We start from the raw sequence: 12244 nt of genomic DNA, 5'->3' as shown, positions 1-12244 counted from the left end.
TTGAACGTGACATTATCCGGTGCGGCCAGTATTAGCAGTGGCGCGAACAACAGCAGCACATTGACATTATCGGGTACGCAAGCGGAGATCAATGCCACGCTGGCAAGCTTGATTTATCAAGGCGACAGCGGTTACACGGGGAGCGATACGCTCACGGTGACCAGTACTGACAGCGCAGTGGCAAGCGACATTGATACTGTGAGTATCACTGTTACGGCAGGTAATGTTGCACCTGTCAACGCAGTGCCTGGAGCGCAGAATGCCGTTGAAGATACGCCATTTGTGCTTGGCGGAATTTCAGTATCGGATGCAAATGGCGATTTAGCTACAGTACAGCTTGCGGTGGCGCATGGCACATTGAACGTGACATTATCCGGTGCGGCCAGCATTACCAGTGGTGCGAACAACAGCAGCACATTGACATTATCGGGTACGCAAGCGGAGATCAATGCCACGCTGGCAAGCCTCAGTTATCAAGGGATGGCCAATTTCAACGGGGCCGACAGCCTCACCATCACCAGCACCGACAGTAATAGCGGGATGGATGTGGATACGGTGGCGATTACAGTGACCGCTGTCAACGACGTGCCGGTGAACACGGTACCGGGAGCAAAAACTGCGGCAATAAATGGTTCACTCGCACTAAATGGCATCTCGGTTAATGATGTTGATGGTAATTTGGCATCGATACAGTTACAAGTGACAAATGGCATGCTGACTGTTACATTATTTGGAACTGCCAGCATCAGCGGTGGAATCAATGGCAGCAACACGCTAACATTATCAGGTTCGCAAGCGGATATTAACAGCACCTTATCTTCACTTTATTATCAAGCCAATACAGGGTTTTCTGGTTTAGAGAAATTAACGATTTCGAGTATTGATAGTAATGGTGCATCTGATATTGATTTTATTGATATTTCAATTCCATTACCTGTTCCTGTTCCTGTTCCATTGCCTGAGCCTGAGTCATCACCTATTTTGGTTCCACCGCTTTTGCCTGAACCAATGCTACCGATAATTATTTCTGTGATACCAAATCTGCCTCCAACAATTCTTCCCATATCGGTCTCTGGTTTAGTTGATAACACGCAGTTGAGTACCTCTTCACCTCAAATGGCACCATCATTTGTTTCTACTTATTTCATTGATGGGAAAGCTTCCGATACAGAAACCTCTTTAGGCGAACCGGCGAATCACCTTGGAATCAATCGTAGTACTTCTCAAAGTCGAGAGGTCGATAGTGCATTAACGAATAAGGCCACACGATTTGTTACTGAGAATTACCTAAGCTTGCAGGTAATTACTGAGACTGCACTTTCCTCTCTACCTTCAAGTGAAATTGATTACACACAAAAAGATAAAAATTTCTGGATTGAAGTGACGCAATTGGACGATGAGTTTCAGGAAAATCTGAGAGAAGAAGAATTAACCTTGCAGATAGTTGCAGCAACAGGTTTATCAATGACAGCACTGGCAGCTGCATGGTTGACACGAACAGGTGCTTTTTTTGTTGGCTTATTTTCTGTATTTCCAACTGTTAAGAGTATTGACCCATTGGCCATTCTGGATCATTCAACAAACTCTCATAAACAGGAAGCTGAGGTAGAAGAAGCTATATTAAAAAATAAATTGGCTCTGTATGAAGAGATTTTTAATAAATCAGATCCAAAACAATAAGAGACATGAGAAAAGCAATTATCCATTCAACAACTCGAATCAGTATAGCTTTAGTAGCTGTATTAATGAGTGTGCTATTAATGGGTGAACTACTTGGAATCGTTCCTGACAAATCACAACTCTTACTAGAAGCACGCAAGTCATTTTCTCGAACAGTTGCTGCACAGTTTGCACTGGCGGCGGAAAGAAATGATTTCAAGCAAATTAAAGCCGGATTGAATTTAATCATACAATCTAATCCTGAAATAAGATCTGCTGCGATCCGTAGACCTGATGGTTCCTACTTCGCAACGGTTGGTGATCATGCAGCTAGCTGGAGAAGCGTGACAAATCAGGAAAAATCAGCGGATAAGATACAAGTTTCTATCATGCAGAATGATCAAGTTTGGGGGGTGGTTGAGTTAAGTTTTATATCGGAATCCGATCTGACTGATTGGGGTGGTATAAAAAATTCTTTCTGGAGTATGTTGATCTATATTGCAATTGCATGTTTTATAGGTTATTTATTTTTATTGAAAAGAATTCTAAAACACCTTGATCCATCTAAGGTTGTTCCAGAGCGAGTAAGGCGAGCATTTGATACTTTGTCAGAAGGTATTCTCATTCTGAGTGAAGATGGACAGATTGTTTTAGCAAATAAAGCGTTCTGCGAACAAATTGGCTTGCATATTACAATGCTTCTTGGTCGAAAAGCTTCTGAGTTAGATTGGAGTATGGATTATAAAGATCAAGCACTAGAAAACCGGACACTACCCTGGCTGACAACATTACGAAATGGGAAAAGTAGGACTAACGAGCGGCTCAAGTATCAATTTGGCGGTGTCAATCCACATATCTTTAATGTCAATTGCACAGAAATATTGGGTGATGATAACGTGCGTAAAGGTGTATTGGTAACCTTTGATGATATTACTGAACTGGAATATAAAAATCTTGAGCTCGAATCTATGCTCAAAATTAATGAGCAATCAATGCAAGAGATATCTCGCAAAAATGATGAATTGAAAATTCTTGCAGAGAATGATCCAATGACGCGGTGTTATAACCGCAGAGCATTTCACGCTTATGGGGACAAGATTTTTGAAGGTGCTACTAGTCATCATAAGAACTTGGTTTGTATTATGCTCGATATTGATCATTTTAAATCGGTTAATGATACTTATGGACACCAAACTGGTGACTCTGTGATTAAGTTGGTGGCCAATATTGCTAAGGAAAATCTTCGAGAAACCGATATTGTGGGGCGTTATGGTGGCGAGGAATTCTGTTTGATGCTGCCAAACATCACTAATGAAATGGCCTTGGAAATTGCAGAAAGACTTCGCTTTAGTGTTGAAAATTCATCTGATTACAAAGTAATTGGGATTAAACGCGTTACCATTAGCTTAGGTCTGGCATCAATTCAGTTTGGAATTCATAACCAAAGTGAACTGATTAGTCTAGCCGATAAAGCACTATATCTTGCTAAGAAAAATGGACGAAATCGTGTTGTAGTGTGGAATAGTGAACTAGATTCTAAGTCACAAGCTATTAGTGCGTGAGCTTGAATGAGATAAGAAAAATAAAATAGGATGTAATTAGCGCTTTTTTTCTGGCTAGGAATCGGTGGGTTGTTAGGTAGACTGTTTATTATATTTCCCCATAAACAGATTGCATTTTATTGCAGTTAATCTACTTACATAGGCTCTAGTATGTATTATCAGATTTTATACTTCTTTGAATTAGCTTGGTGTAAGTGTGAGAAAAAACTAAACCAATTCAGGATGTTCCTTTATATTGCCCTTACACTCGCCTTGGTTTTTCTTGGTTACGTGGCAAACAGTCTTGCAGACTTGACAGACGAAACCGGATTTCCTTCTGCTTTTCAACAGAAAAAAGAGACTATTAAGTTAGTTGGAAAAAAAGAAACAAAGGATACAGTAGAGTTTCCTAACGCAAATAATCCTCATGGTATGTTCTCAGATGAGAACAAAGTCAATATTGAATTCATTGAATCAGCCTCAAAAGTAGAGATCAGAGGATTGGTCAAGCCGATTCGAGAACTAACATTATCGAGTAACAGAATCGCTAGAATATCTGAAATTAATTTCAAAGAAGGTGACTCTTTTAAACAGGGTGAAAAGCTCGTTCGATTTAATTGTCTTCAACAAAGAGCGGAGGAAAGAGCCGCGGAAGCAGAAGCTTTGGCTAGAGAAGCGGTTTTTAAAAATAATCAAGATTTATCAAAATTCAATGCAGTGGGTTCTCTCGAGCTTGAACTTTCCAAATCTCAATATGAAAAAGCGAGGGCGGATCTCAATGTACTAACGGTTCGGAATTGGGATTGTGCAATCAAAGCGCCATGGAATGGACGCGTGACTGAAGTTAAAGCGCATACGCTTGAAGTGGTTGAGCCTGGTCGTGAAATTATGAAAATTTTGGATGATAGTAGCCTTGAAATTGAAATGATTGTTCCATCAAAGTGGCTTGCTTGGTTACAGCCAGGAATGAATTTCCCAATCATCATTGATGAGACAGGTAAAAGTTATGAAAGCTATATCTCAAGAATAGGCGCTCGTGTTGATCCCGTTTCACAGACACTACGGATTTTTGCAAGTTTTAAGGATGATGTGCCGGATGTATTAGCAGGCATGAGTGGGAAAGCTGTTCTCAACTTTCCTCTTTAGGCCATGGTAGATACGCCAAAAGGTGAATCCAATCAAACCTTATCAACATTGTTGCAACTTGAATCTGATGCGCGTAGTTCTGTTGATTTGCTTTCGCTTCACTACTTTATCGTTAATGAAACCCGGCGACTCATTCATTATCGGCATGCCGTTCTTTTCAAGGCAATTGGATCCAAGAATGTACATTTTGAAGCCGTCAGAATCTCTGGCGGTACTTTAATTGACCGTACAACACCAAAAATTCATTGGATGGAGCAGGTCATCCATGATCTTAGTAAAAGAAGTGATAATGAACAGCTCGTTAAAATTGTACCTGAGCAACTTTCAGAAGAACTTCAACAGGATTGGAAAAATCTATCTTTACCCTATCCCATATGGATTTTATTAAAACTACCAGATGGTTCTATTATCGGTTCTCTTTGGTTTGAGAGAGAATCCGTTTGGAATGACGAGGAACTCTTTTTACTCAGGCGCTTAGCCGATGTGTATGCGCACGCCTGGGGGTACTTCGAAAATCCGCAGCGGCGCTTCAAGTCATGGCTCCTGTCACAAAAAATATTGTGGAGAATACTGTTATTGATATTGACGCTATTGGTTATCCCGGTTCAAAACAGCACATTAGGGCCTGTGAAGGTTGTGGCTAAAGACCCCTTAGTCATCAGCGCACCTATTGATGGTGTGATTGTGTCAATTTCGGTTGAGCCCAATGAAATCATCACTCGTGGGCAGCTACTGTTGAGTTTTGAAGATACAAACTATCGGAATGAATATGCTATTACAGAGCAATCGCTTGCTGTTGCTCAAGCCGAACTGAAGAAAGCAACGCAAGGTGCTTTTGGAGATCCACGAAATAACGCGGAAGTGGCGTTGCTTAAGGCAAAAGTTGATTTAGCGATTATCAAAAAAAAATTTGCTAAAGAAATGCTGGATCACGTGAATGTCATTGCAAATAAAGAAGGCTTATTACTTTTTAATGATAAAGCTGAATTAATCGGACGACCAGTTTCTACCGGAGAAAGATTAATGGAAGTTACAGAAATTGATAAAGTAATGCTGTTAATTCATTTGCCTGTCGAAAATAATATAGATTTCCAGTTGGGCTCCCCAGTAAAAATTTTTCTGGATGTTAATCCTTTGCACTCGATCGAGGCAAAAGTAACGTATGCAAGTTTCCGAGCAGAAATCATTCCGGGGGAATTACTTGCCTATCGTGTAGAAGCTGAACCCACTGAGAAATTAAGTCATCTAAGGATCGGATGGCAAGGTACTGCAAAAATTTACGGCGAAAATGTCAGTTTGTTTTTTTACCTTTTTAAACGCCCATTGTCTTCAATTCGTCAATATTTGGGCTTCTAACTAATGATTTCAGATGGTATCTTGGAATTACCTCAATTGCGCGAGGATATCCAAATATCTATCGCACCGAATAGCTATGATGGATCCAAGAATTGGACCATTTATGATCCGGTAAATAATCGCTTTTATCGGGTTGGTGCGCTTGTTTATCAAATGTTGAGTAATTGGGTGTTGGGAAATAGTCGGGATTTAATTCAGTATATCGAGTCCAATACTACGTTTCTTCCTACTCAAGAAGATGTGTCAGAATTAATTGGTTTTTTAAGTACAAATCAATTAACGATTCAGTCTTGCTCGCAGCAATTCGATTACTATTTAAGGCAGCATCAGGCATCCCACAAAAATTTCTTGCAAAGAATCTTGAGGCATTATCTTTTTTTTCGAGTACCGCTATTTAGACCAGATGTATTTCTTAATCGTACATATCCTTTTATTAAGAAATTTTATTCAAAAACATTTATATACTCTGCTTTATTAGTTGCATTATTAGGTGTTTATTTTGTTTCAAGGCAATGGGATATATTTGTTAATACATTTTTGCATTTTTTTACTCTTAAGGGTGCATTTGTATACCTATTGGCGTTGATCGGAACAAAGATTATTCATGAGTTAGGGCATGCATATACGGCAAAATACTATGGGTGTCGTGTTCCAAGCATTGGGATAGCATTTATGGTCATGATTCCGATGTTGTACAGTGATATGTCCGATACGTGGCGGCTCAATGATAAAAAGCAAAGAATACATGTAGCAGCTGCGGGTATCATTAATGAGTTACTACTTGTCGGCGTATGTTTGTTTATATGGGCATTCTTGCCTGATGGCATGCTACGGAGCGTTTGTTTCATTGTTGCGACGACCAGTATTATCAGCAGTTTGGTAATTAATTTAACGCCATTCATGCGTTTTGATGGCTATTACATTTTGTCTGATTGGTGGGGCACTGAAAATCTACAACAGCGCTCATTTTTGCTAGCGCAATGGAAGTTGCGTCAGCTGCTGTTTGGCGGAATTGAAGATAAACCCGAGCATTTTTCTCCAGACCTGGAATTAAAGCTTGTATGTTATGCATGGACTACCTGGTTTTACCGGCTTCTTCTGTATTTAGGTATTGCTTTGCTGGTTTATCATTTCTTTTTTAAGATGCTAGGGCTAATTCTTTTTATCATTGAGATATTTTATTTTATTGTGATGCCTGTTTACAAAGAATTGAAGCGGTGGTGGATATTAAAGAGTCAAATTCAGCAGAATACTCGAATAAAGCTATGGTTTCTTTCATTGATCATTGTAATCGGATTGTTGTTGTTTCCTTGGAATTCCAAAATTTATTTGCCCGGCTTATTAACCTCTGCAAATTACGCTTCAATTTACTCACCGGAGTCGGCTCAGATTATTTCTATCGATATTGAACGCGGACAAAAGGTCGAGAAAGATCAAGTGTTAATGGTATTGCGGTCGCCCTTAATTGAGAGTGAGATTGAATTAACACAGAAACAATTGGCATTACTCAAGCTTCGAGCAGCAAGAGCAGTAACAAATCGTCAAGATCAAGATGATTTACAGGTAATCTTGGAACAGATTGTGTTGGAGTCTGGAAAATTGGAAGGCCTTGAGAAGCGGCAGGCCAGACTAATCTTGCGTGCTCCTTTCTCTGGAGTGGTATCGGAGATGGATCATTCGTTAAGGTCACAACAATGGCTAAGTAATATGACTCCACTTTTCTTTATTATTGATTCTGAGGTGGCTGAAATAAAAGGTATAGTTCCGGTCAGTGAGTTAAATAGAATCGAAATTGGCCAAACAGCAACATTTTATCCTGAGGATCCTCAAATGCCGAAAGTGGTTGCTTCTATCAGCAGGATTGATTGGGGAAATATTAAGAATCTTGATTTGACCTATCTTTCCTCTCAGTATGGTGGCGAGGTTGCTGTGAAGAATCATAAAGATGGTAAATCTATTCCCGAGAATACAGCTTATGCAATTAAGTTGAGTAATATCTTATCGGCTGTACCAAGCCGGGAGATTAGAGGTAATATACGCATTGAAGGCCAGTCGGTTTTTTTGATTAAAAGGCTATACGATCTTGTATTGTCCGTCATCATAAGAGAAAGTGGATTTTAATTTTGATCAGAGGAATCAATTTTCTTCTCAGTCTAGTACAACAGCTATTAATCTATAGCAAATCTTACCTCAAAGATTATTGTCAATGAATTCACTGCATGGAAAAATTGCCATTGTTACTGGCTCATCGCGAGGAATCGGAGCGGAAATTGCGCTTACTTTAGCCAACGCCGGGGCAAAAGTAGTCATCAATTATGTGCAAAATAAATCGGCTGCCGACGAGGTTTGTGCGGCAATTTCAAGTGCTGGTGGTGAATGCATGGCGGTGCAAGCCGATGTGAGTAATTCGGATGAAGTACGAAAACTATTTGATGCGACTTTCGAACATTTTAAGCAAATCGATATCCTCGTGAATAACGCCGGAATACTGCTGTTTAAGGAAATAGTCGAAATCCGGGATGATGAGTTCGACCGTATCGTTGATGTCAATTTCAAGAGCGTTTTTTATACACTGCGCGAAGCGGGCACAAGACTCTCAGACCATGGGCGTGTGGTGAATATTTCGAGTACGGTGACGCGCCTAATGCTGCCGAAATACGGCGCGTATGCTGCAACTAAAGCTGCCGTGGAGCAATTGACGCGGATTTTCGCGCGTGAAATGGGGAAAAGAGGCATCACAGCCAATACCGTTTCGCCGGGTCCGGTCGATACGGAATTATTCCGCGCAGGCAAAACTGCAACGGATATCGAACGCATGGCGGCGATGGCTGCGCTGGGAAGGCTTGGCAAACCGGATGATATCGCCCAGATTGTGTTGTTTCTGGTCAGTGACGAAGCCCGCTGGATCACTGGGCAGGATATTGGCGTCAATGGCGGAATTATTTAATCGAGAGGAATGGAGAGTCAAATGCGTATCGGGGTGCCTAAGGAAATTAAAATTCATGAATCCCGCGTGGGTTTGACGCCAACAGCGGTACGTGAACTGAAAGCGAATGGCCATCAAGTGATGGTACAGAAAAATGCTGGATTCCAGATTGATTTAAGCGATGACAAATATCTGGGTGCAGGCGCAGAGATTGTGGAGACGCCACAGGAGATATACGCCAAAGCCGACTTGATTGTCAAAGTTAAAGAACCGCAGCCATCCGAGATTCCATTATTGCGCGAAGGGCAGGTGTTATTCACTTATCTGCATCTGGCGCCCGATCCTACACAAACTAAAGGTTTAATCGATTCAGGGTGTATCGCCATAGCCTATGAAACGGTCACCGACAGCTTCGGCGGTTTGCCGTTACTCGCGCCGATGAGTGAAGTGGCTGGCCGCATGGCGATTCAGGCGGGTGCACATGCATTAGAATTGGATCAAGGTGGCCGCGGTATGCTGCTCGGCGGTGTATCCGGTGTGCCGGCCGCCCGTGTCGTGGTCATTGGCGGCGGTGTTGTCGGTACCAATGCTGCCCGCGTCGCAATGGGTGTAGAAGCACATGTGACTGTGCTGGATAAATCCATTCATCGATTACAGCAGCTGGATTTTCAGTACGGCTCAAGAATTAATACTGTTTTCTCGACGGTGGATGCCGTGGAGGAGTATGTAGCAGCAGCAGATCTGGTTATTGGCGCAGTACTAGTTCCTGGAGGGGCGGCACCTAAGTTGGTCAGTCGTGAGCTTGTTAGCCGTATGAATCGTGGTGCTGTGCTGGTCGATGTCGCGATTGACCAAGGCGGTTGCTTTGCCACCTCCAGACCCACTTCACTCGCCGATCCTATTTTTACCGTGGACGGCGTGGTGCATTATTGCGTTTCCAACATGCCCGGCGCAGTCGCGCGGACTTCTACTTTTGCGTTGAATAACGCAACCTTACCGTTTGTTCTGACACTGGCCAATAAAGGTTATCGCAAGGCATTGATGGATGACCCGCATCTGCGTAACGGCCTGAATGTTTGCCGCGGGCGGTTGACGCATGAGGCGGTGGCGCGTGATTTGGGTTTGGTGTATATGCCCGCGCTGCAACTCTTAACGTAAGTGCCTGAGTAGTCGACAGTGGTTTGATGGTGTGCAGTTTCAAGTTTTAAGCACACAACGCAGCGGTTAGCGATTTAACCTCTTCTTCTGATTCTGCAAGGATAGCGTCCAGTGCTTGTTGATTGGCTAATCGATCAAGTTTAGTTAAGAAATCATCCCTCGCTTGAGTCTGTGCCGGAGCAAAAGGCGATTTTACCGGTGCGAGTTGATCAGCAAGCAGCAGCGTGTCTTCTAGCGTAGCGGGTGGAAATATTAAAGAACCCTGCCAGAGGTGCGTAATGGCATCAGCAACAGGTTCCGGTACTGAAAGCGCATTGAGAATAGCTGTAGTAATCTTTATTTCACACGCGAGCTCGTCATCCTCGTCTAAATCGTCATCGTTAACCCATGAATTGGCGATGTTTCCATCAATCAAACCCGGATAAGCTTTTTCACGGGATAACAAGTAGAACCAGCTAATTTCATGAATGATTCCAGCAAACATTGCGGTATCAGGATCCTTGTGGGAAATTCTACGGGCGATCACCTGAGCGAGCGCAGCTACATGGGCTGAATGTTGCCATAATTGGGTAACCAATTCACTTTTGGATTGCGTTCCCGCAAGTTGCTGCGTAATGACAGCCATTGCTAAATTTCGAACGGTACGGAGCCCTAAAAGGGTGATTGCTGCACTCACACTGGTAATTTTTTCCCGGAACGATTAAAAACGACAGAATTAGCAACAGCCACGATCTTTACTGATAAGAGGGGATCGGCCTGTATCAGCCGAGTCACGGCATCGAGATCGCAATCCGTGTCTTCAAGCATTTTTTTGATTTGGAGAGTGGCAGTCGCCGAAGTGGGAAAGAATAATTTTCCTCGCTCGACTTCAATCGCCAGCGCACTTAATAAAGCTTTCTTTTCCATCAACACCTCCTTCGCCTTAACTAATCTAAATAAATACTAATTTGTGTCGGCTAAGATCCAATCGTGCAGTTAATCGGGATTTTTCCATTGAAAATTTTACCTTGCTACACTCTGTTCTGATTAGAATAATAGAGCCAACTATCTAGGTCTTTTTGTAAGGACTCTAAAACAGGATAGGAAATTCTGTATTCACTTAACTTGATACTGGAAAACTAGTCTCAGCTTAGCTTAAGCTCACAATAGATGCCATGACTATTATTTAATTGCATTAACTCGACACAAACATTCTAAATGGTATGTTCATATGAAACATATAGGTTAATAGTATAAATAAGTTCGGTATTTCAGCAATGTGGCACTACTTTCCACTGATGGACTTGTTTTCGCATATTCTATAAGAATTGTAGTTACTTACATTTAACATGATTGTCTGCAGATAACAAAAACCCGCTAAACATTTTTCGATATAGGGATTCATATCATCGCCTGAAACCAACTATCCATGGGCGTCTGGTTTTTTGTGAAGTAAAAATTACTTACGAAGTTACTCACATTTTGAAATGTACCTCCCATTTTCCTGACTTTTTTTAAGTCAAAATGAAAAAACACCAGCCCATAAAATGAATACGAATATTGCGGGAACTTTCTATTCGCGGTGAGTTTCTTCATGAGGATTCTTGTCAAAAGCAACTTTTTCGCCCGGGTCTTTTTTGGGAGGAAAATCGTCAGGAATAAGATCCTCATAAGAGACAACTTCGGGATGAGTTTTTTTTGAATTTTCGTTTTTTGAACGAGATACGTCTTTTTGTAGTATTTTGAATTTTTCTTCTTTAAGTGATACGTAATTATCCTTTTGCATATTTCTTCTCCTTATTTTTAACCACATTAAATTTGATAATCTCAAAATTAGCGTTCCTGGTCGGTGCGATACCTCACATTTGATTGTTATCTTTTGGAAATAAAAAACCCGCCGGAGCGGGTTATTAAATGAAAATGGATGATATACAAATATCAATATCCAGCCCCTGCACCAGCTGGATTAATTGGATTATAGCCCCCTGGGTTGCGTGGAGTTTCTCCAAATCCCGGAGGTACTAAGCTTTTTGAAGAGTCAGAGGACTCTGTGGCTTGGGAATCCGAATGAGTTTTCTGCGCCGAATCATTATTTTTTGATTTATTGAAGATGCCGCAGCCGGAAAGGATAAGTATTAAACAAATAATTAATGATTTTGAAATATTAGGATTAAACATTCTAACTCCAGTTATTAAATTAAACGCTTTGTCGTAGCCAATCATGGCGAGCGGAAACTGCGTGCATCATTTAGAAAGAACGTAGGCCAAGGTTTATTGCGTTTTGCGTATCTCCACACAAATTCACCTATAAAAGTAAATCCCAGTGCTCAAAGGGGAGAAAGAACACTGGGAGGGCTTAGATCTACTTCCTTGACGAATCCGGCTATGCTCAAAATGCACTTTGAGGTATGCTGATTTTCATGGAGTCCGAAGTTTCATAAAATGAAGACATGAAATGGAGGATGAAGATGGAATTACC

Annotated in this window: 11 protein-coding genes; 7 read left to right on the top strand and 4 right to left on the bottom strand. The window is 41.5% G+C overall.

What is annotated here, in order from left to right; all coding sequences use genetic code 11:
- From K2P83_RS14070 to ald, 7 genes are all read left to right on the top strand, one after another.
- Positions 1-1680, top strand: a 1680-nt coding sequence (locus tag K2P83_RS14070; protein ID WP_292930268.1) for a hypothetical protein, incomplete at its 5' end; no start/stop codon positions are given.
- Between the two features lie 5 nt (positions 1681-1685).
- The gene (locus K2P83_RS14065; RefSeq protein WP_292930266.1) at positions 1686-3221 is read left to right on the top strand and encodes a diguanylate cyclase; all 1536 of its coding nucleotides are present in this window, start codon (positions 1686-1688) and stop codon (positions 3219-3221) included.
- A gap of 150 nt (positions 3222-3371) precedes the next feature.
- On the top strand, positions 3372-4346 hold the full coding sequence (locus tag K2P83_RS14060) for an HlyD family efflux transporter periplasmic adaptor subunit (protein ID WP_292930264.1): 975 nt from the start codon (positions 3372-3374) through the stop codon (positions 4344-4346).
- Positions 4347-4349: 3 nt separating this feature from the next.
- Positions 4350-5702 carry a biotin/lipoyl-binding protein gene (locus K2P83_RS14055; protein WP_292930262.1) on the top strand — a complete coding sequence of 451 codons (1353 nt, stop codon included), beginning with the start codon at positions 4350-4352 and terminating at the stop codon, positions 5700-5702.
- A gap of 3 nt (positions 5703-5705) precedes the next feature.
- The gene (locus tag K2P83_RS14050) at positions 5706-7823 is read left to right on the top strand and encodes an HlyD family efflux transporter periplasmic adaptor subunit (protein WP_292930260.1); all 2118 of its coding nucleotides are present in this window, start codon (positions 5706-5708) and stop codon (positions 7821-7823) included.
- An 85-nt stretch (positions 7824-7908) separates the two neighbouring features.
- Entirely contained in the window at positions 7909-8649 is a 741-nt protein-coding gene (locus K2P83_RS14045) for an SDR family oxidoreductase (protein WP_292930258.1), read from the top strand.
- 21 nt (positions 8650-8670) lie between these two features.
- Positions 8671-9786, top strand: a complete 1116-nt coding sequence (gene ald / locus K2P83_RS14040; RefSeq protein ID WP_292930256.1) for an alanine dehydrogenase — start codon at positions 8671-8673, stop codon at positions 9784-9786.
- Between the two features lie 46 nt (positions 9787-9832).
- Here the strand turns inward: ald and K2P83_RS14035 are convergent, their stop codons facing one another.
- The 4 genes from K2P83_RS14035 to K2P83_RS14020 all read right to left on the bottom strand — a co-directional run bounded on the left by K2P83_RS14035 (position 9833) and on the right by K2P83_RS14020 (position 11988).
- Positions 9833-10462 (bottom strand): HDOD domain-containing protein, encoded by a 630-nt coding sequence (locus K2P83_RS14035; protein ID WP_292930254.1) that lies wholly within the window; start codon positions 10460-10462, stop codon positions 9833-9835.
- On the bottom strand, positions 10459-10692 hold the full coding sequence (locus K2P83_RS14030; protein ID WP_292930252.1) for an HDOD domain-containing protein: 234 nt from the start codon (positions 10690-10692) through the stop codon (positions 10459-10461). Before K2P83_RS14030 ends, K2P83_RS14035 begins: the two co-directional genes overlap by 4 nt.
- A gap of 646 nt (positions 10693-11338) precedes the next feature.
- Positions 11339-11551, bottom strand: a complete 213-nt coding sequence (locus tag K2P83_RS14025) for a hypothetical protein (RefSeq protein ID WP_292930250.1) — start codon at positions 11549-11551, stop codon at positions 11339-11341.
- A gap of 152 nt (positions 11552-11703) precedes the next feature.
- Positions 11704-11988 carry a hypothetical protein gene (locus K2P83_RS14020; RefSeq protein ID WP_292930248.1) on the bottom strand — a complete coding sequence of 95 codons (285 nt, stop codon included), beginning with the start codon at positions 11986-11988 and terminating at the stop codon, positions 11704-11706.
- Between the last annotated feature and the right edge of the window lie 256 nt (positions 11989-12244).

Source organism: Nitrosomonas sp., assembly GCF_019752415.1.
Lineage (GTDB): Bacteria > Pseudomonadota > Gammaproteobacteria > Burkholderiales > Nitrosomonadaceae > Nitrosomonas.
Note: the sequence above shows the minus strand (reverse complement) of the source record. Positions and strands in the feature narration are given on the sequence as shown.

Bases quoted from the DNA above. Each gene is read 5' to 3' on its own strand.
- K2P83_RS14055 (WP_292930262.1), top strand. From the start codon at position 4,350: ATGGTAGATACGCCAAAAGGTGAATCCAATCAAACCTTATCAACATTG.
- K2P83_RS14065 (WP_292930266.1), top strand. From the start codon at position 1,686: ATGAGAAAAGCAATTATCCATTCAACAACTCGAATCAGTATAGCTTTA.
- K2P83_RS14030 (WP_292930252.1), bottom strand. From the start codon at position 10,692: ATGGAAAAGAAAGCTTTATTAAGTGCGCTGGCGATTGAAGTCGAGCGA.
- K2P83_RS14060 (WP_292930264.1), top strand. From the start codon at position 3,372: ATGTATTATCAGATTTTATACTTCTTTGAATTAGCTTGGTGTAAGTGT.
- K2P83_RS14050 (WP_292930260.1), top strand. From the start codon at position 5,706: ATGATTTCAGATGGTATCTTGGAATTACCTCAATTGCGCGAGGATATC.
- K2P83_RS14045 (WP_292930258.1), top strand. From the start codon at position 7,909: ATGAATTCACTGCATGGAAAAATTGCCATTGTTACTGGCTCATCGCGA.
- K2P83_RS14025 (WP_292930250.1), bottom strand. From the start codon at position 11,551: ATGCAAAAGGATAATTACGTATCACTTAAAGAAGAAAAATTCAAAATA.
- K2P83_RS14020 (WP_292930248.1), bottom strand. From the start codon at position 11,988: ATGATTGGCTACGACAAAGCGTTTAATTTAATAACTGGAGTTAGAATG.
- ald (WP_292930256.1), top strand. From the start codon at position 8,671: ATGCGTATCGGGGTGCCTAAGGAAATTAAAATTCATGAATCCCGCGTG.